The organism is Burkholderia singularis, assembly GCF_900176645.1.
GTDB classification, from domain to species: Bacteria; Pseudomonadota; Gammaproteobacteria; order Burkholderiales; family Burkholderiaceae; genus Burkholderia; species Burkholderia singularis.
Map to the genome: position 1 here is coordinate 19,311 of NZ_FXAN01000046.1, position 19,949 is coordinate 39,259.

A 19,949-nucleotide genomic window follows, 5' to 3' on the forward strand; every position below is an offset into this window, starting at 1 on the left:
CGGACGGCCCCTTTGCCCCATTCGCAATCCATCAACATGCGAGGAACGACATGCTGCTCAAGAATCTGCGTCCGGCCAACGACTACGACCGCTTCGCCACCGAAACGCTCGAACCGTGGGATCTGCTGTTCATCAGCCGCATCCGCCAGCTCGCCCGCGGGATGAACGCGGGCGTGATCGCCGATATCGGCACGGCAACGGGCGTCGTGCCGGTCCGGCTGGCGGCCGATCCGGCGATGGCCGGCTGGCGCTACGTCGGCATCGACCTCGACCCGGCCATGCTCGACGAAGGCCGCCCGCGCATCCATGCGCTCGGCCTGGACGACGTCATCGAGCTGCGGGTCGGCGACGCGCTCGCACTGCCGTTCGACGACGGCGAATTGACGATGGCGGTGGGCCGCGCGACGCTGCACCACTTGCCGGACAAAGCACTCAGCCTGACCGAGATGTTCCGCGTGCTGCAACCGGGCGGCGTCGCGCTGGTTCACGACATGCGGCGCGATGCGCCCCAGCACCTGCTCGATCGCTTCACCGCGATGCGCGCGGCGGCCGACTATCCGCCGACTCACGTCGAGGAGAAGATCACGCTCGACGAAGCGCACGCGCTCGTCGCGCAGGCCGGCCTCGCGGCGCACGCGTCGATCTACAGCCCGAGCGCCGGGCTCGGCGCACTCGGCTTCGAAATCCTGCTGAAAAAACCCGCGCTTGCGTAACGCCATGCCGACTCCCGCCCCGCTTGCCGGCGGTGCCGCCGCGCTGTTCGACGACGACCGCGTCGCATGCGCGCCGCTCGTCGAGCACGCCGCGCTGCCGCTTTGCATCACGCCGCGCGATCCCGCGCTCGCGGCGTCGCCCGACGCATTCGCCGCGTGGTACGGCGCGCGGCTTGCCGACATCGACCGGCTGCTCGACGGGCGCGGCGCGCTGTTGTGGCGCGGTTTCGCCGTGCCCGACACCGCCGCGTTCGGCCGCCTCGGCGCGCTCTATCCGCCGCACGCGAACGGCTACACCGCGGGAGCCGCACCGCGCCGCCAAATCGCCGGCGAAGTATACGAATCGACGCGGATGCCCCCGCCGTTCAAGATCGGCTTGCATCAGGAGATGGCCTATATGCCGGTGTTTCCCCGGCTCGTCGCGTTCTATTGCCGGCGGCCGGCCGACGCGGGCGGCGAGACGCCGATTTGCGACATGCGCCGCGTGACCGCGCGAATTCCGGCCGCGCTGCGCGAGCGCTTCGCCGCGCGTGGCGTGATGTATCTGCGCAACTTCGCCGCGCCGGGCGAACGGGCGGCCAGCAGCAACCGGCCGGGCATGGCGTTCGGCGAATACCACCGGCCGTGGGACGACGCATTCGGCACCGCCGAGCGCGCCGACGTCGAACGGCTGTGCGCGGCACGCGGGCTCGGCTGCCGCTGGCTCGACGACGGCAGCGTGACCGTGTCGCACGTCGGCCCCGCGCTGCGCACGCATCCGCGCACCGGCGACGTGCTGTGGTTCAACCAGGCGAGCGCGCAGCATCCGAACCCCCGCTCGATGGGCGATTTCAGCTATCGGCAATTGCAGCGCGTATTCGGCGGCCGCGCCGCGTTTCCATACGAGGTCCGCTACGGCGACGGCACGCCGATGCCGTTCGACGATCTCGTCCCCATCTACGATGCGTTCGATAGCGAGGAAATCGCGTTCCCGTGGCAGGCGGGCGACGTGCTCGTCGTCGACAACATGCTGGTCGCGCACGGCCGCAACCCGTACCGGGGCGCGCGCGACACGCAAGTGATGCTGTTCGACTGAGCGGATGCCGCCGATGAGTGTGTCCTTTCCCGCCCTGCTGCGCGCGATACTCGATCCGCGCCACGCATTCGACTGGCCCCGGCTGTTCGGCACGCAGCAGCCGCCCGCGCGGCACGCGCCGCAAGCCGCGCTGAGCGCGGCCGCGATCGACGTCGCGGCGGGCGATTTCCGTTTCGTTGCACACGACGTGCGCTTTCGCCTGGGCGCGGTCACCGCGATCGTCGGGCCCAACGGCGCGGGCAAGAGCACGCTGCTCGAGACGCTGCTCGGCTTTCGGCGCGGCGGCCGCGACGTGCGCGTGCTCGATGCGCCCGCGCCGCGCTTCATGCGCGAACCTGCTTCGCTGCGCCGGCTCGGCGCGCAACTGCAGAAGGTCGAATATCCGGATCATGCGCGCGTCGACGAAATCGTCGCGCTGCATCGCGCGATGTACCGCCGCGCGGACCCGGACGTCACCGCCGCGCTCGGCATCGGCGAGCTGCTCGGCAAGCCGTGCCGCGCGTTGTCGAAAGGGCAGCGCCAGCGCGTCGATCTCTACGTCGCGCTCGCGCACCGGCCCGAGCTGGCCGTGCTCGACGAGCCGTTCACCGGCCTCGACCGGCGGTATGCGGGCGCCGTCACCGGGCTGCTGCGCGCGCGCGCCGCAGCCACCAGCGTCGCGATGATCTGCCACAGCGCCGACGAGCTTGCGCTCGTCGACGATCTCGTCTGGGTCCGCGACGGCGGCATCCGCTACCAGGGCGCCAAGGACGCGCTGATAGCGGCGAGCGTCGGCCGCGCGCGCGCCGCGCTGCACTGCCGCGACGCCGCCGAGGCCCGCGCGCTGCGCGCGCGGCTCGCCGGGTTGCCGGGCGTCGTCAACGTTCGCGCGCCGCAGCCGCTCGTTGCCGAAGCGTTCGGCGACGCGACGCTTCACGCGCGCGTGCATGCGCTCGTCGGCGAACAGGGCATTCAGCATCTGGAACTCGCGCCCAGTACGCTCGAGGATCTGCTGCGCGTATGCACGGAGGGGCCACGCGATGCTTAAGGTATTCGCAATCCTGGTGCGCAACGAGCTGCTCGGCTTTCTGCGCAGCCGCTCGTCGCTGTTCTGGACGCTCGTCTTTCCGGTGTTCTTGCTCAGCGTGATGCTGTTCGCATTCGGCGGCTCGAACTCGCTCGGCACTGTCGACATCGCATTCGATGCGCCCGGCGGCACGACGCCGTACCGTGACGCGTGCCGTGCCGAAATCGTCGCGAGCCTGGCGCGCAGCGACGTCGTCAAGGCAACGATCGTCGCCGCGGGCGCGCGCGGCAGCGCCGAACGCGTCAACGTCGTGCTCGGCGCCGACGCGCACACGCCCGCGACGATACGCTACGACTTCAACGGCTCGCTCGCCGCGAAAGCCGCATCGCGGGTGATCGAGATCGCGCTCGCGCGCTGCGCCGCGCAAGGGCTCGGCCTGCCCGCCGAGCCGGCGCGCTTCGAGAACGCCGCGCCCGAGCGTCGTGCATTCGACTACGGCGCATTCTTCGCAACCGGCATTCTCGTGATGGCGTTCATGGCGATCGGCTTGAATTCCACCGCGACCGCAATCGCCGCGCTGCGCGAGCGCAACACGTTCAAGCTCTATGTCTGCTTTCCGGTGTCGCGCGGCGTGTTCCTCGGCGCGCTGATCGTCGCGCGCATGGCGATGATGGCGCTGTCCGCCGTGGTGCTGCTCGCGGTTGCGCGCTTCGCGTTCGGCATCGCATTGCCGATCGTCTCGCCTGCCGGGCTGCGCGCGCTGCCGGTCGTGCTGCTCGGCGCGGCGATGGTGCTGAGCTTCGGCGTGCTGCTCGCGAGCCGCGCGCAGTCGCTTGCCGCCGCCGAGCTTGCGTGCAACGTCACGTACTATCCGCTGCTGTTCTTCAGCGATCTGACGATTCCCATGCACGATGCGCCGTCCTGGCTCAAGGCCGCGCTCGCGTTCCTGCCGACCAATCAGTTCGCGGTCGCGCTGCGCGGCCTGCTGCTCGACGGCGCGCAGTATGCGCAGTTCGCGCCGCAGCTTGCCGGCATGGCGGCAAGCACGCTGCTGTTCCTGTTCGTGTCCGCGCGCCTGTTCCGTTGGCACGACGCATGAGCATCCATTCGCTTTCCTGAAGGAGAAACGCCCGATGACCCCCTCCCGCCATCCGCTCACCGACTACCTGCTGCATGCGAGCAACTTTCTGCCGGCGATCGTGTTTCTGTTCTACGGCCGGCTCGGCCCCGGCCAGCCGGACGAGCGCTGGACCCATGCGTTCCTGATCGGCGGCGGGCTCGCGCTCGCGCATGGCGCATGGCTGCTGCGCCGCGCCGAGCGCAACAGCATCGCGATCGGCGTCGACCTGTTTCTCGTGATCGGCGCGTTGCTCGCGCTCGTGTCGCCGGCCGGCAGCCGCTTATGGGGCGAGGAACTCGGCCCGGCCGCGATGCTCGTCTGCGTGCTCGCGGTAGGCGTCGCGCTGACCGCGTGGTCCGCCGGCGGCTTCGTCGACGGCGCATGCGCCGAGCACCAGCGCGTGCGCGCGTTGTCGTTCGTGATGATCGTCGCCACGGTCGTCGCGCTCGGCGTGTCGATCGCGATGCGCCACAGCCCGCTGTGGGGCGGCGTCGTGCCGTTGATCGCGCTCGTCGTCGTGCGCGGCCGGCTGCGCCGCCAACTCGCGCAGGTTCACTGACATGGGCGCTCCGACCGAAACGGTTGAAACGGCGCGTGTGGTTCGGCCAGCCGATGCGCACGTAACGGCGCATGTGGCCCGGCCAACCGATGCGCTTGAATCGGCGCACGCGGCCCAGCCGGCCGATACGCACGTAACTGCGCATGCGGCTCGGCAAGCCAACGCACGCGAAACGGCAAAAATGACTCAACCGCCCGATACATACCCGACAGCGCCTACGGCACCACAAGCCGCCGCGCTCGCCGCCGCACTCGGCGACGGCTGGCTCGAGGGCAGCGCAGGCGCGCCCTATCTGACCGACATCATGCAGATCAGCGGCGCAGCGCTCGGCGTCGCGCGGCCCGCATCGACCGCCGATGCCCAGGCGCTCGTACAAGCCGCGCATACCCATCGCATCACGCTCGTCCCGCAGGGCGCGCGCACCGGGCTGGTCGGCGCGGCAGTACCCGATCGCAGCGGTGCGCAATGTGTCGTATCGTTCGACCGGATGCGTCGCATTCGCGCGCTCGACGTCGCGAACCGCAGCATCACGGTCGACGCGGGCGTGCTGCTGTCCGAGCTGAACCGCGCGGCGGCCGAGGCCGGGCTCACCCTGCCGATCGATCTCGGCAGCGATCCGAGCGCGGGCGGCCTGGTCGGCGCGAATGCGGGCGGCAGTCGGCTCATCAAATATGGCGACGTGCGCCGCAACGTGCTAGGCATCGAAGCCGTGCTCGCCGATGCGCACGGCACGGTGATCGACGCCCTCGCGCCGCTGCGCAAACGCAACGCCGGTTTCGATCTGAAGCAGTTGTTCATCGGCGCGGGCGGCGCGCTCGGGCTCGTCACCGCAGTCTCGTTCTCGCTTGCGCCGCTTGAACGCTCGTCTTACGCGGCGCTCGTCGCGTTCGCCTCCTATGACGCCGCGCTCGCGGGCCTGCTCGCGTTCGAGCGGGCGTTCGGCGAACTGCTGTGCGCATTCGAGTTCATGTCGTCCCGTGCCATCGCGCGCGCCGCCGCGGCGTTTCCCAATCTGTCGGTCCCGCTGCCGGATACGCCTGCCGCGTGCTTCGCGCTCGTCGAGATCGCCTCCGGCATGCCCGGTCTGGACGCGCTGTTGGAAACGCGCGCGCTCGACACGCTCGATGCGCTCGTCGGCCGCGGCGACGCGCTGGACGCCGCCTGCGCCACCGCCGAGCGTTTCTGGCGGCTGCGCGACAGCCTGCCTGCCGCCGTCGCGCAGGATGGCCTGCCGCTGTCGTTCGACGTATCGTTCGCGCGCGGCGCGCTTGCGCCGTTCATCGCCGATACCGAACGCTGGCTGGCCGACACGCATCCGGCGCTCGGTTGCTACGCGTTCGGCCATTTCGGCGACGGCGGCTGCCATCTCGTCGTATCGATTCCGCATGCATGCGCCGAGCAATACGGCGCGGTACGGCAAATCGCGCTGCGCGGCGCGCTGTACGAACGCGTCGCGCGCTTCGGCGGCTGCTTCAGCGCCGAGCACGGCGTCGGCCCCGCCAATCTCGCGTATTACCGCAAATATGTGCGCGCCGAAGAGCGGGCTGCCGCATCCGCCGTTCAATGCGCGCTCGACCCGCTGCGGCTCGTCGGACGCGTTCGCTATTGACCGATACCCCTTCGATTTCGACAGGATGCCGATCATGGTCCGTTTCTCCACCGATGCCGGTTCCGATGGCGGTTCCGAACCCAGCCCCGATTCCGGCATCGCTTCCAGGCCCGATCCCGGTCTCGATTCCGGTTGCGATTCCGGCTTCGATTCCCGCGCCGCTTCCGGCGTCGAAACCACTGGCTCGCCGCGAACACCCGCGCCGCTTCCGTCGCTGCCTGCCGACGATGCAACCGCCGCACTGCCGAATGCCGGCGCATTGATCAGCGTTCAAGGTATCGCTCGCATCGTGACGTTGGCGCCAAACGAGCAAGCGCGTCCGTCGCTGTGGCGGCGACTGATGCGCTGGCGCGAATGCGCGGGACGCTGAGCGTCAAAAGAATCGGTCGCGGCAATCTCGTGAATATCGCTTACGGGCCGCGTGCCGCCGCCGGGCAATCCAAACGACGTTCGACATGCAGCGCAAACGCAAACAAGCGCCGCCCGCCGCGGCCTGCATGCGCGTGCCCGTCGACACAAGCGCTAGCCTTCGGGGTGATGGCAAACCACCTCGATATTGTGTCCGTCCGGGCCAATGACGAAAGCCGCATAGTAGTTCGCGTGATAGCGCGTGCGCAGGCCGGGCGCACCATGATCCCGACCGCCCGCCTCCAGAGCCGCGCGATGGAAATCATCCACTTGCCGGCGATTCTCGGCAGTGAATGCCAAGTGAAGATGCGCCGGTTTCTCGTCGGTTTGGAACAGGCACAATGAAACCTTGCCGTCCGAGCTAAGCTCGATACCAAGAGGACCTTCCAGAACCACGGCTATACCGAGCGGTTCGAGCGCCTTGAGGAAAAACGCCTTACTCGCCTCATAATCGCTGACTCCGAATACGACGTGATCGAACATGCGTGCTCCAGCAATGAGTGGACGTGCGAAAGCGTAAGCGTCTGCCAACGCGGCACCGAACGCCGCGTGCGCGATACCCGCAAAAAAAGATGCGTCGAGGACGGCCGGCAAACACGGCGCGGATCTCGACGACGAAGTATCCTCCGTCAAGGTGCGCCGGTAAAGGCGGCGGAGCACTCATCCGGTACTGCAGGAAAAGCAGCTCGAAACAGATCGCAGCCGTGCAACGCGCCCCTCTCTTGCGAGCCTCGCGGCATCGATGCGGCGACACCGGAAGCAATGCGCGTCCGCTATCGGCGGGCGGCATGGGATCGCGCACCGCGCCGGCCATCGGCAGGCCCATATCCGCGCGACAATTCAGCACCATCAACATGCCGCTGCCGGTGAATCTCTCCGATCATCCGCGGCTGATCTGTCACACTTTCCGACGCCGCAACGATGCTGAAAGAGGCGCGTCGCGCGGCAAGGCTTTTCGAAAAAAAACGACCCGGACTCGTCCGGGTCGTCATCGGCACCGCCAGCTTTGCGAACCTGCTCGTCAACGCGCCGCGAATAGGGATGCGATTGCTGTCATCCTTCGTTCGGCGCTTTGTCATACCGAGCGGCCGCCTCACCGCACCCTTTTCAAAAAAACCACATTAGGCTGTGCGCCCGGAATCTGCCCGCTCGGCCAATAACCGCATTTCGACGGATCGGCGGAATATCCGATCGGTTGCCAATCGGACGGCCACGAAAAACTCCAGCATGCGGAAATGGTCGAGCCCACGGGCATATCGTGGAAATACGTCATTTCCTGCCAATTGGGACTCGGCAGCCCTCCCGGCGGCGTGCACTGCGGATTGTTACGTTGATTGGTGACAATCCACCAGGACGTGATTTGAGCCGGAAAACCCGCCACCACGCCGGTTCGGTAATTATAAAAACAGGCCGACACGGTGGGTGCGCCGTTTTGCCCGGTGCCGGGCGTCAGCCCGACCGCGGCAGGATCGGGAATACCAGGCGTGGATTGAGCATGCAAAGGCGCGGCGTGGATAAACAACGCGGCAAGCGCCACCGTGGAACCTCGGAATGCAATGCGGCAAAATTTCATAGCCAGTCCCCTTTAATAATTAATTCGAATCAGCGACGCCCCCGATTTTTTCATCAAGGGTCAATCATTGTACTGGCTCGTTTCAATTCAATTAACCAATTTCGTCGATTGAAATAATGATTGGAATCGCATCGCCAACGCCGTCCCAATCTAGACTCAATCAAACTGATCGATCCGGCTCCGATGGACAAAGCGCAAGCCCGCGCGTGCGCGTCCAATCGCAGCGCCGCCCGGCGCGGCTCGCCGCATCACGCTTGCGTCAGCTCGACGGCGGGCGCCCGCGCGCCGGCATCGATCTTGCTCAGCCGGACCGGCACATACTTGTGATACGGCGTGCGCGACAGCGGATCGCAATGCGCGCCCGACGTCAGGCGGTTCAGCTCGGGGCCGATCGGCGCGCCGCCTTTGTAGCGCATGCCGTAACCGTGCGGCAGCGTGACCATCCCGCGCCGCACGCTGTCGTCCAACTCGGCGACAACCTCGATACAGCCCGTCTCGGACGCGCATCCGACCTTGTCCCCATCCGTGACGCCCAGCGCCGCCGCATCGTCCGGGTGAATGCGCAGCGCACCATGCGGATCGACCTTGCGCCACGACGGATCGCGATAGATCTGGTTGGCGTTGTACGCGCGCCGCTCGCCTGCCATCAGCACGAACGGATAGTCGGCGCCCGGCGGCGTCTCGGTTCGCAGTGCGCGCAATTCGTCGAGCATTTCCGGGATGTGCAGATGGATGCGGCCATCCTCGTGGCGAATGAAGCGCCACATCTCGTCGAATTCGTGAACGCTGATCACCGTGCCCGAGCGCCGTTCGAGAATCGCGCGAAACAGCGCGGTGCCGAGCGTCAGCCGGTTGCCGCGATGGCCGGCCCGGCGCACCGCCGCGTAATGCCGCTGCGCATAAGCGATCGCGAGCGGCAACAGCGGCGCCACGCCGGCGGCCTGATTCGGCAGCGCACGGCCGAGCGTCCGGTAGACGACCGACGCGGCATGCCGCCGCCAACCTTTGTTCAATGCGAGCGCGGCGCCGAGCGCGCCCATATACGCCAGATGCCGGGACGCTCGCGGCTCGAGCCGCGCAATACGCGCGAGCAACGGAAAGCGGCGCGGAATCTCGCCCATGCGCTCGAGCAGGCGCGTGTAGATTTCCGGCTCCGGCAGCGCTTCGCCGAGCGGCGCGACGAGCGGATGCCGCAGGTGAAACGCATTTTCCGGAAACTCGAGGTTGAAGCCCGTCGCCTCCCATTTTTCGAATTGCGACGCAGCGGGCAGCACATAATGCGCAACGCGCGCAGTCTCCGTCATCGCGACGTCCACCACGACGAGCAATTCGAGCTTCGCGAACGCCCGCTCGTATGCGGCGGAATCCGCGTAAGTGACGAGCGGATTCGCGCTATCGACGAACACGGCCCGCACGCGGTTGTCGCCCGCCGATTCGATCTCGTCAGGCAGGATATTCGGCGGATAAATTCCGGCGATCGGGTGCATCCGGTGATGCGCGGTGCGCTTGAGCGGCTTGCCGTGCCGGTGCGCGCGCTCGTCGGTATGGCCGAGCACGGGCAGTATGAACGTATGCAGGTTGTTGCCGCCGCGCTTGCCGAAGTGGCCGGTGACCAGAAAGAGCAGCTTCTCCAAATAGCCATTGAGCGTCGTATGCAGCGTGTGCTGGATGCCGAGATCGACGCGCACGCATGCGCTGCGCGCCGTCGCAAAGCCGCGCGCGACGCGTTCGATATCCGCGAGCGGTATGTCCGCGCGGCGCGCGTAATCTTCGAGCGGCACCTCGAGCAACGCGCGCTCGACATATTCAAAGCCGCGACAATGCCGCGCGATGAACGCGCGGTCGTGCAGCCCCTCGCGAACGATGATCGACAGCATCGCGCTCATCAGATAGGCATCCGTGCCGGGCCGAAGCTGCAAATGGATATCGGCGAGCTTCGCCGTTTCAGAACGGCGCGGATCGATCACCACCATCGTGCGGGCCGGATTTTTCTGGATGTCGCGCAACGTATCACGCGCATTCGGGATGCCGTGCGCCTGATACGGATTCGCCCCGATGATCAGCACGTAGTCGGCATGCTCGATATCTTCGGTCGTATGACAGGTTTGGTGTCCGAATAAACGGCCGTTGAGCCAGAAATCGCCTGTCTTCTCCTGCGCAAGCGCATTGTACGCATAGCGGCTGCGCATGGCTGCGAGCAATTGCCGGCTATATGCGCCGCCGACATGATTGCCCTGCCCGCCGCCGCCGACCAGCGCGAACGCATTGCCGCCATGCCGCGCGCGCAGCGCGAGCAGCCGGCGCGCGATATCGTCGATCGCTTCGTCCCACGTAACGCGCACGAAGCTGCCGTCCGGCTCGCGCCGCAACGGGTGCGTCAGGCGATCATCGTGATGCTGGTAGTACGCAAGCCGCGCGGCCTTCTGGCACAGATAGCCCTTCGAAACCGGATGTTCGTCGTCGCCGCGAATCTTGCCGAGCTTGCCGCCTTCGACGTCGACGACAAGGCCGCAATTGCGCGAACAAAGAATGCAAGCGGTTTTTTCGACTGTCATCACACACTCCGTCTGCCTGCCGCATGCGGCGGCTGAGGGACATTCTAGCGCATAGAATAGCGATCGTTATGATAACGGACGCTATTCTATACTTCGGATGAAGTCAATCGAATTACGTCTCTAACCACCGGGAAGCGGCCATGCGCTACTCATCGAAACACAAGGAAGAGAGCCGGATGCGCCTCATCGAGTCAGGCGCGGCGCTCGCTAAACAAAACGGTTTTGCGAACACCGGCATGGACAAGCTCACCGCGGCAGCCGGCGTGACGACGGGCGCGTTCTACACGCAATTCCGCTCGAAGCCGGAGTTCCTGCACGCGATCATCGAGCACGAAATGTCGAAAGTGCTTTCGTCGTTCGAAGGCCGCACCAAGGCCGAACTGCTTGCCGCACTACGCAACTACCTGAGCAAGGCAAACGTCAACCATCCCGAGCTGGGCTGCCCGGTTCCGTCGCTGGGCGCGGAAGTGGCAAGGGCGGATATCGCGACCCGTAAGACGTTTGAAAAGTTGATCCTGCGCTATCAAGCAGCCATCGCCAACGAAGTGCACGACGACGCCACTGCATGGACGATGGGATGCGCGGCTGTCGGCGCGGTGCTGATTGCGCGGGCAATGGTTACGCCCGAGCATCGCAATGAAGTGCTGCGCTCGGTGTTCGACTTTGTGGCGCGGACGCTTGACGATGGCGATACGCCCCGGTAACGCTTCGGATGGCTGAGCAACCCAGCGCTGAAGAGGCCAACCCAACCATCGCAGTGACCACCGAAGCCGCGGTGCGTCCGGCAATCCGCGGGGGCGATCCACACGCAACACCGCGCCGGAATTTCGTCCCGCCCGGTGCGGCGTTGCGTGACGGCCTCCTCACTGATCGACGCCGGCAAGCCCCGCCGCGACGCTCGTCAACGTGCCGCACGCGGCGGGATCGTAGCCGTCGAGGCGTGCGACCTGTTCGTGGTAACGCACATCGCGCAGCAACTCCATGACACGTGCGAGCGGCGGTTCGTCGAGCCGCGCCCGCTCGCATGCGAAGTAGTAGTCCTCATCGACGATCGGAATGAAATCAAGCCCGAAATGACGGGCGGCCGGCTCGACACCGAAGCCCAGGTCGGCCATTGCGCTCGCGACGAACGCCGCGATCGCGGAATGGGTCAGTTCAGCCGATGCATAGCCGTTGATCCGCTCGGGATCGATGCCGAGCGCGCGAAGCGCGAGATCCAGCAGCATGCGCGTGCCCGAGCCCGGTTGGCGGTTGACAAAGCGGATGTCGTCACGCGCGAGATCCGCCAAACCGCGAATCCGCTTGGGATTGCTGCGCGGCACGAACAGCCCCTGCTTGCGTCTTGTCAGATGAATCAGCACGTGGCGCGCATCGTCGAGCCACGGGCGGTAGATCTGCGCGCACTGCTCGCGAAACGCGCCCAGCGGTAAATGAAATCCCGCCAGATCACATTCGCCGCGCGCGAGCGCCTTGACGGCCTCGACGCTCTCGCGATATTTGATATCGATCGCCGCCTGAGCGTCGACGAGCGATGTCACCAGCGCGGCCACCGCGTAGCCGTGTGAAGCGTGCAGACGCAAGGCGCCGTCACGCTGCGTGAGCCGGCGGTTCAGCTCGCCCGCGACCTCGGCCGCGAGCATGCGCAAATTGCCGTCGAGCCGGTTGCGCGCGAGGCGCTGCGCGTCCACCACTGCGCGCCCCAATTCGGACAGCGTCGAACCCTTGCCGCGCGCGGTTTCGATCAGCGCGCCGCCCACGCAAGCTTCCAGCGCGCGCAGCAGCCCCCATGCATGCCGGTACGACACGCCCTTCGTTTGCGCTGCCTGCGCGATGCTGCCCGTCGCAGCGACAAGTTCGAGCAACGGCGCCACGTCCGACAAGCTCGCCCCGCGTCCTGCGTTGTCGCGCACGATCAAATAGGCGTCGCATTCGACTCGAATCAATTATGCACCCCGATTTCCTATTGCGACCGCCAAGGCTTGCGCTTATCGTTGCCTAAAATCCATCAAAACAAAGCCGCGATGCACCATATATGAATTCATAGTGCATATGAGACTTTGGAGGAGCATAACAGATGTCCCCGATTTCCCCCGCGCCCGATGCGCTCGTCGAGCGCCATGCGCGCGCCGGCCGCTCGCTCGTCGCGATCCTGCACGCGATCCAGGACGATGCAGGCTACGTGCCGCCCGGCTGCGTCGCACTGCTCGCGAAAGCGCTGAATTTGTCACGCGCGGAAGTGCACGGCGTGCTGACCTATTACCACCACTTTCGCACGGCGCCGCCCGCGCGCGTGACAATTCAGATATGCCGCGCCGAAGCATGCCGCAGCATGGGTAGCGAAACGCTCGCCGAGCATGCGCAAACGCGCACGCGCTGCCGCTTCGACGCCACGCGCGACGGCACCGCGCATCCGCACGCACATGACGCCGGTGTGCCGGCTGCCATCGCACTCGAATCGGTTTACTGCCTCGGGCTATGCGCGCAATCGCCGTCGATGACGATCAACGGAGTACTGCACGCGAAGGTCACGCCGGAAAAATTCGACACACTGCTCGAGCATGCCGTATCCCAAACCGTGGGGGCAGCATGACGACACGCATTTACGTGCCGCGCGACTCGTCCGCGCTTGCACTTGGCGCCGACGCACTCGCCGCGGCCATCGCCGAGCAAGCCGAGCGGCGCGGCGTGACGATCGAGCTGATCCGCAACGGTTCGCGCGGCCTGCTGTGGCTCGAGCCGCTCGTCGAGATCGGCACGGCCGCCGGCCGCATTGGCTATGCGAACCTGTCGGCTGCCGATGTGCCGGCGCTGTTCGACGCCGGCTGGCTAAACGGCGGCGCACATCCAAGCTGCGTCGGCCTCGTTGACGCGCTGCCGTATCTCGCGCGCCAGCAGCGTCTGACGTTCGCGCGCATCGGCCTGACCGACCCATTGTCGATTGACGATTACTTGCGGCACGACGGCCTTGCCGGTCTGAAGCACGCGCTCGCCATGAAAGGCGACGCCGCATGCGAAACGCTGATCGAATCGGGCCTGCGCGGCCGCGGCGGCGCGGCATTCCCGGCCGGCATCAAATGGCGCACGGTCCGGCACGCGAACGCGCAGCAAAAATATATCGTCTGCAATGCTGACGAAGGCGATTCGGGCACGTTTTCCGATCGTTTGATCATGGAAAGCGATCCGTACTGCCTGATCGAAGGAATGATCATCGCGGGCGTCGCGACCGGCGCAACGATCGGCCATATCTACGTGCGCAGCGAATATCCGCATGCGATCGCCACGCTCGAAGCGGCGATCGCGCGCGCGCGCGAGGCCGGCTGGCTGGGCGAACGCGTGCTCGGCTCCACGCACGCGTTCGAGCTGTATGTCGCGAAAGGCGCGGGCTCGTATGTCTGCGGCGAGGAAACGGCGCTGCTCGAATCGCTCGAAGGCAAACGCGGCGTGGTGCGCGCGAAGCCTCCGCTGCCCGCGCTTGCGGGCCTGTTCGGTCAACCCACGGTCATCAACAACGTGATCACGCTCGCAACCGCGCCCGTGATCTTCGCGCGCGGCGCCGCGTTCTATCGCGATTACGGGATGGGCCGCTCGCGCGGCACGCTGCCGTTCCAGCTCGCGGGCAACATCAAGCAAGGCGGCCTGGTCGAGCTTGCGTTCGGCGCGACGCTGCGCGAGCTGCTGTTCGATTTCGGCGGCGGCACCGCGAGCGGGCGGCCCGCGCGCGCCGCGCAAGTCGGCGGCCCGCTCGGCACGTATCTGCCGGAGCATCAATGGGACGTGCCGTTGGATTACGAGGCCTACGCGGCGATCGGCGCGGTCGTCGGTCACGGGGGCATCGTGCTGCATGACGACACGTCGAATCTGGCGCAGCTCGCCGAGTACGCGATGAAATTCTGCGCGATCGAATCGTGCGGCAAGTGCACGCCCTGCCGGATCGGCTCGACGCGCGGCGTCGAAACCATCGCGCGCATTCGGCAAGGCGACACCTCCGAGCGGCAAATCACGCTGCTGCGCGAGCTGTGCGACACGATGCTCGCCGGCTCGCTATGCGCGATGGGCGGGATGACGCCGTATCCGGTCCTCTCCGCGCTCGAGCATTTTCCCGAGGATTTCGGGCTCGCCGCCGGCAAAAACGCCGCGCCGAACCCGGTCAAGACCGCGGCCTGATCCGCAAGGAGCCTCCATGTCCACCGACACGCTCAACGGCCGCGAAAGCGGCTGTGGCTCGAGCCACTGCACATGCAAACACGCCGCGCAGGCGCGCGTGCTGGAGCCGTTCGACGATACGGATTACGGTACGCCGCGCCGCCACGCCGACACCCGCGTCACGCTCGAGATCGACGGCCGGCCTGTCACGGTGCCTGCCGGCACGTCGGTCATGCGCGCCGCGATCGAGGCGGGCATCAACGTGCCGAAGCTGTGCGCGACCGATTCGCTCGAACCGTTCGGCTCGTGCCGCCTGTGTCTCGTCGAAATCGAAGGCCGGCGCGGCTATCCGGCCTCGTGCACGACACCGGCCGAAGCCGGCATGAAGGTGCGCACCCAATCGGAGCGCTTGCAGACGCTGCGCCGCAACGTGATGGAGCTGTATATCTCCGATCATCCGCTCGACTGCCTGACCTGCCCCGCCAACGGCGACTGCGAGTTGCAGGACATGGCCGGCATCGTCGGCCTGCGCGAGGTGCGCTACGGCAACGGCGGTGCCAATCATCTGCACGAGCCGAAAGACGAATCCAACCCATATTTCACCTACGACCCGTCGAAATGCATCGTCTGCAGCCGCTGCGTGCGTGCGTGTGAGCAAACGCAGGGCACGTTCGCGCTGACGATCGCCGCGCGCGGCTTCGAATCGCGCGTCGCAGCCAGCGAAAGCGAATCGTTCATGGCCTCCGAATGCGTGTCGTGCGGCGCATGCGTCGCCGCATGCCCGACCGCGACGCTTCAGGAAAAATCGGTCGTGCAGCTCGGCCAACCCGAGCATGCGATCGTCACGACGTGCGCATATTGCGGCGTCGGCTGCTCGCTGAAGGCCGAGATGAAAGGTTCGCAGGTCGTGCGCATGACGCCGCACCGCAGCGGCCGCGCCAACGAAGGCCACGCCTGCGTGAAAGGCCGCTTCGCGTGGGGCTACGCGACACACAAGGACCGCATCACGAAGCCGATGATCCGCGAGAAAATCAGCGATCCGTGGCGCGAAGTGAGTTGGGACGAAGCGCTCACTTATGCGGCAACGCGGCTGCGCAGCCTGCAGGCGAAATACGGCCGCGATTCGATCGGCGGCATCACGTCGTCGCGTTGCACGAACGAGGAAACCTACCTGGTGCAAAAGTTGGTACGCGCCGCGTTCGGCAACAATAACGTCGACACCTGCGCACGCGTTTGCCATTCGCCGACCGGCTACGGGCTCAAGACGACGCTGGGCGAATCGGCGGGCACGCAAACCTTCGCGTCGATCGGCAACGCAGACGTGATCGTCGTGATCGGCGCGAATCCCACCGACGGCCATCCGGTTTTCGGCTCTCGCCTGAAGCGCCGCGTGCGCGAAGGCGCAAAGTTGATCGTCATCGATCCGCGCCGCATCGATCTCGTCGATGGCCCGCACGTGAAAGCCGATCATCATCTGCAACTGCGCCCCGGCACCAACGTCGCCATCATCAATGCGCTCGCCCATGTGATCGTCACCGAAGGGCTCGTCGACGACGCCTTCGTCGCCGAACGCTGCGAAGCCCGCGCTTACGAGCAATGGCGCGAGTTCGCGGCGCGCGCCGAGAATTCGCCCGAAGCAAGCGCCGCCGTGACCGGCGTACCGGCCGAACAGGTGCGCGCCGCCGCGCGCCTGTATGCGAGCGGCGCACGCCCCGCCGGCATGGGCCGGGGGCGCTCCGCAATCTATTACGGACTCGGTGTGACCGAGCATGCGCAAGGCTCGACGATGGTGATGGGCATCGCGAATCTCGCGATGGCCACCGGCAACATCGGCCGTGAAGGCGTCGGCGTCAATCCGCTGCGCGGTCAGAACAACGTGCAAGGCTCATGCGACATGGGTTCGTTCCCGCACGAGCTTCCCGGCTATCGGCACATCGGCGATGCGAACGTGCGTGCGCAGTTCGAAGCAGCGTGGGGCGCGACGTTGCAGCCGGAACCGGGTCTACGCATTCCGAACATGTTCGATGCGGCGCTGGACGGCAGTTTCAAGGGCCTCTATTGCCAAGGCGAGGATATCGTTCAGTCGGACCCGAATACGCAACATGTCGCGGCCGCACTGACCTCGATGGAATGCATTGTCGTGCAGGATATCTTTCTGAACGAGACGGCAAAGTATGCGCATGTGTTCCTGCCCGGCTCGTCGTTTCTCGAAAAGGACGGCACCTTCACCAACGCCGAGCGACGCATCTCGCGCGTGCGCAAGGTCATGCCGCCGCTTGCCGGCTATGCGGACTGGGAAGTGACGCTGATGCTGTCCCGCGCGCTCGGCTACGCGATGGATTATGCGCATCCATCGGAAATCATGGACGAAATCGCGCGGCTCACGCCGACCTTCGCGGGCGTATCGTATGACAAGCTCGATGCGCTCGGCAGTATCCAATGGCCATGCAACGAACACGCGCCCAACGGCACGCCGACGATGCATGTCGACACTTTCGTGCGCGGCAAGGGACGCTTCGTGATCACGCAGTTCATCCCGTCCGCAGAAAAAATCACGCCGCGTTATCCGCTGATTTTGACGACAGGCCGCATCCTGTCACAGTACAACGTCGGCGCGCAAACGCGGCGCACTGACAACGTGCAATGGCATCACGAGGACCGGCTCGAGATTCATCCGCACGATGCGCAGGAACGCGGCATACGAAGCGGCGACTGGGTCGGCATCGAATCGCGTGCCGGCCAGACAGTACTGCGTGCGCTCGTGACCGAGCGGATGCAGCCGGGCGTCGTGTATACGACGTTCCACTTCCCCGAATCAGGCGCGAATGTCATCACGACAGACAACTCCGATTGGGCGACGAATTGCCCCGAATACAAGGTAACGGCCGTTCAAGTGCTCCCGGTCACCCAACGCTCCGATTGGCAAACCGCATACGCACGCTTCACCGCCGAACAGCTCGACCTGCTCGAACGCCGCGAAGCGGCAGGCGTATCGACGGGTAAGTGAGAACGCAATGAATTCCGGACACCTGATCGACATGGCCAACCAGATCGGCGCATTTTTCGCTTCGATGCCCGATCGCGATGAGGCACTGGCCGGCATTGCCGACCATATCCGACGCTTCTGGGAACCTCGGATGCGGCGCGCGCTGCTCGCCGCGCTCGACGATCCTGGATGCGAGGCGGCTCAGCGTGTCGCACCGATCGTCCGTGACGCGGTTGCAGCGTATCGCGATACGCTGTCACCCGTCATCTCGCCCGCGTGAAACCGCTGCGTCGTTCGGCCTGCCACGTCAGTTATTTCGTCGCGTGATACGGTGCGGCAGCATGGGCGTGGCATGCTGTTGCGCGACGCATGCTTATATGGCGCGCACGAGCCACTGCGCTATTTTGACGTGTGGGTGCCTGTTGTAGGATAGATGCGGGACCGGATGCCCCGTACCGCATCACTCATCCCTTCCCAGCCACTATCGAAACCTATGGAGAACGTCCACGATGATTAATCATATCTATGGCGTAACGGAAGTCTTTTCTCTGTATCTTTGCGACATCCTGATCTGGCTGACTCGGAAGGAATGCCAATAAATATTGCCGTGCATGTGCCTATCCTGCCGGATAGGCACATGCACACCGGTTACGTCCCTGTCCACCGCACCGGCACCGTGAGTGCTCCAAGAAACGGTAACCGCACCGGTCAATGGCGGACTCCCCGCGCGGCCTGCTCCCGGTAAACCTCCCCACGCCGGCCTGACCTGGATTTCAACTCACGGAACGCCGGCTAACGAATCTGAGCCATCTTTCCTGCATCACCGTGCGGCTTATGGCCAGTCGGCAACGGCAACCGCACGCAATCGACTCAATTGACGAATGCTTCCGATTTTTCAGACGCTGCGTATGTTGTCAAAGCAGTGTCTGTTGATTGGCGTAGCGAATAACCGAGTCCCTTCCGGCGGTGGCTCATCGCAATAAGTTTTCCATCCCTGCATTACTGAAGCCGTTTGCGGTATACCTGTGCAACAACGAAAACCCGTTCGGTGAATCCCGTTTGCGGAAACTGGGGAAACAACTCCTCGAACATTGCAACATCGCTCGTTATCCGAACAATTACTATCCTGCGCTTCGATCGGCTCTTAGCCGCCTACACAGCATCGACGAAAATCAACTCTTGATTGGCAATGGTTCGTCTGAAATCCTAATGTTTCTGGCCCGGGCATTTCTCTCACGAGGCCGCACCGCGTTGTGCTCCGAATACTCGTTTTCGTTCTACTCGATTGCGAGTTCGATGACGGGCGCCGAAGTCCGTTTCGTCTCATCAAAATACTATGGTCACGACGTCGACGCACTATTGGAAGCCGCCGCCGATGCACAGGTCATTTTTCTCGACAATCCGTGCAATCCGACGGGCCGTTATCTGAATGAAGTGACGATGCGTAGCCTGTTGCAGCACATACCGGAGTCGACGTTGCTCGTTGTCGATGAAGCCTACGCGGAATATGCGACGAGCCCGGACTTCAAGTCTTGCATCGGTTTTGTCGACCAATATCCGAATCTCGTTGTGGTTCGGACGCTATCGAAAGCCTACGGACTTGCGGGATTGCGCCTAGGCTATGGCATTTCGAATCCCATGCTGATTGGACAATTGGAGCATACGCGGCCGCCGTTCAATATCAATGCATTGACCGCCGAGCTCGCCAGAATGGCGCTCGAGGATGCCGACTTCATTGCGGCTTGCCGCTCACACAATGCAGCCGAGCGCAGGCGGCTGCAAACTCACCCAGTCATCGCTCCGTATTGTGTCGCAGCCAGCGAAGGAAACTTTCTATTACTAAAGACGCCGGATGGTTCGAACATCGTCGAACGCCTAAGAAAACATCACGTGCACGTGCGGGGATTCCGCGAATATCCCGATCATATTCGAGTGACGATCGGCACTGTTCAGGAAAACCAAGCATTTATCGATGCATTTTCAAAGGTAATAGCGTCGGTGACTGCCGAAACGCTCCACCGCGAAGTAGATCTTCCGAGTCCAAATCAGCGAGTGTGCAATACAGGTTAACAGCTCGAAAGCTACTTTCTCCGACGTAGATTGCTGCAACTGCTTGCTGCCACCACGCGGATCACAGCGACAATGTTCTTCGCTCACGGACAAGCCTACGATAAAAAGCACGCCCATCCTTTGCACTCGTCC

Annotated in this window: 17 protein-coding genes; 13 read left to right on the forward strand and 4 right to left on the reverse strand. The window is 64.9% G+C overall.

Features of this window, described 5'->3' with window-relative positions:
* Positions 1–50 precede the first annotated feature (50 nt).
* The 7 genes from BSIN_RS09250 to BSIN_RS25800 all read left to right on the forward strand — a co-directional run bounded on the left by BSIN_RS09250 (position 51) and on the right by BSIN_RS25800 (position 6,452).
* Positions 51–713, forward strand: a complete 663-nt coding sequence (locus BSIN_RS09250; protein ID WP_069236157.1) for a class I SAM-dependent methyltransferase — start codon at positions 51–53, stop codon at positions 711–713.
* Positions 714–717: 4 nt separating this feature from the next.
* On the forward strand, positions 718–1,788 hold the full coding sequence (locus BSIN_RS09255; RefSeq protein ID WP_089340257.1) for a TauD/TfdA family dioxygenase: 1,071 nt from the start codon (positions 718–720) through the stop codon (positions 1,786–1,788).
* A gap of 13 nt (positions 1,789–1,801) precedes the next feature.
* On the forward strand, positions 1,802–2,815 hold the full coding sequence (locus BSIN_RS09260; protein WP_089340293.1) for an ATP-binding cassette domain-containing protein: 1,014 nt from the start codon (positions 1,802–1,804) through the stop codon (positions 2,813–2,815).
* A complete protein-coding gene (locus BSIN_RS09265) occupies positions 2,808–3,893 on the forward strand; it encodes an ABC transporter permease (protein WP_089340258.1) in 1,086 nt (361 codons plus the stop codon). Before BSIN_RS09260 ends, BSIN_RS09265 begins: the two co-directional genes overlap by 8 nt.
* A 34-nt stretch (positions 3,894–3,927) precedes the next feature.
* On the forward strand, positions 3,928–4,473 hold the full coding sequence (locus BSIN_RS09270; RefSeq protein ID WP_089340259.1) for a permease: 546 nt from the start codon (positions 3,928–3,930) through the stop codon (positions 4,471–4,473).
* Between the two features lie 181 nt (positions 4,474–4,654).
* Positions 4,655–6,082, forward strand: coding sequence for an FAD-binding oxidoreductase (locus BSIN_RS09275; protein ID WP_089340294.1), 1,428 nt, complete (start codon positions 4,655–4,657; stop codon positions 6,080–6,082).
* A gap of 34 nt (positions 6,083–6,116) precedes the next feature.
* The gene (locus tag BSIN_RS25800) at positions 6,117–6,452 is read left to right on the forward strand and encodes a hypothetical protein (RefSeq protein ID WP_159935913.1); all 336 of its coding nucleotides are present in this window, start codon (positions 6,117–6,119) and stop codon (positions 6,450–6,452) included.
* A gap of 152 nt (positions 6,453–6,604) precedes the next feature.
* Here the strand turns inward: BSIN_RS25800 and BSIN_RS09285 are convergent, their stop codons facing one another.
* From BSIN_RS09285 to BSIN_RS09295, 3 genes are all read right to left on the reverse strand, one after another.
* Entirely contained in the window at positions 6,605–6,973 is a 369-nt protein-coding gene (locus BSIN_RS09285) for a VOC family protein (protein WP_059518804.1), read from the reverse strand.
* A 610-nt stretch (positions 6,974–7,583) separates the two neighbouring features.
* Positions 7,584–8,063 (reverse strand): hypothetical protein, encoded by a 480-nt coding sequence (locus BSIN_RS09290; RefSeq protein ID WP_069236164.1) that lies wholly within the window; start codon positions 8,061–8,063, stop codon positions 7,584–7,586.
* A gap of 248 nt (positions 8,064–8,311) precedes the next feature.
* Positions 8,312–10,618 carry a molybdopterin-dependent oxidoreductase gene (locus BSIN_RS09295; protein WP_089340261.1) on the reverse strand — a complete coding sequence of 769 codons (2,307 nt, stop codon included), beginning with the start codon at positions 10,616–10,618 and terminating at the stop codon, positions 8,312–8,314.
* Between the two features lie 140 nt (positions 10,619–10,758).
* Here BSIN_RS09295 and BSIN_RS09300 point away from each other — a divergent pair, with 140 nt between their 5' ends.
* Positions 10,759–11,322: a TetR/AcrR family transcriptional regulator gene (locus tag BSIN_RS09300; protein WP_089340262.1), complete on the forward strand. Its 564-nt coding sequence runs from the start codon at positions 10,759–10,761 to the stop codon at positions 11,320–11,322.
* Positions 11,323–11,481: 159 nt separating this feature from the next.
* Here BSIN_RS09300 and BSIN_RS09305 read toward each other — a convergent pair whose 3' ends face one another.
* Positions 11,482–12,561, reverse strand: a complete 1,080-nt coding sequence (locus tag BSIN_RS09305) for a substrate-binding domain-containing protein (protein ID WP_089340263.1) — start codon at positions 12,559–12,561, stop codon at positions 11,482–11,484.
* A gap of 131 nt (positions 12,562–12,692) precedes the next feature.
* On the opposite strand from BSIN_RS09305, the gene BSIN_RS09310 reads away from it, so the two are divergent.
* The 5 genes from BSIN_RS09310 (at position 12,693) to hisC (ending at position 19,817) form a co-directional block, all read left to right on the forward strand.
* On the forward strand, positions 12,693–13,208 hold the full coding sequence (locus BSIN_RS09310; protein ID WP_089340264.1) for an NAD(P)H-dependent oxidoreductase subunit E: 516 nt from the start codon (positions 12,693–12,695) through the stop codon (positions 13,206–13,208).
* Positions 13,205–14,782, forward strand: a complete 1,578-nt coding sequence (locus BSIN_RS09315) for a formate dehydrogenase beta subunit (protein ID WP_089340265.1) — start codon at positions 13,205–13,207, stop codon at positions 14,780–14,782. Before BSIN_RS09310 ends, BSIN_RS09315 begins: the two co-directional genes overlap by 4 nt.
* Before the next feature lie 16 nt (positions 14,783–14,798).
* Positions 14,799–17,768, forward strand: a complete 2,970-nt coding sequence (gene fdhF / locus BSIN_RS09320) for a formate dehydrogenase subunit alpha (protein ID WP_089340266.1) — start codon at positions 14,799–14,801, stop codon at positions 17,766–17,768.
* 7 nt (positions 17,769–17,775) lie between these two features.
* On the forward strand, positions 17,776–18,027 hold the full coding sequence (locus tag BSIN_RS09325; protein WP_059518787.1) for a formate dehydrogenase subunit delta: 252 nt from the start codon (positions 17,776–17,778) through the stop codon (positions 18,025–18,027).
* 686 nt (positions 18,028–18,713) lie between these two features.
* Positions 18,714–19,817 carry a histidinol-phosphate transaminase gene (gene hisC / locus BSIN_RS09330; protein WP_159935915.1) on the forward strand — a complete coding sequence of 368 codons (1,104 nt, stop codon included), beginning with the start codon at positions 18,714–18,716 and terminating at the stop codon, positions 19,815–19,817.
* Positions 19,818–19,949: the final 132 nt, after the last annotated feature.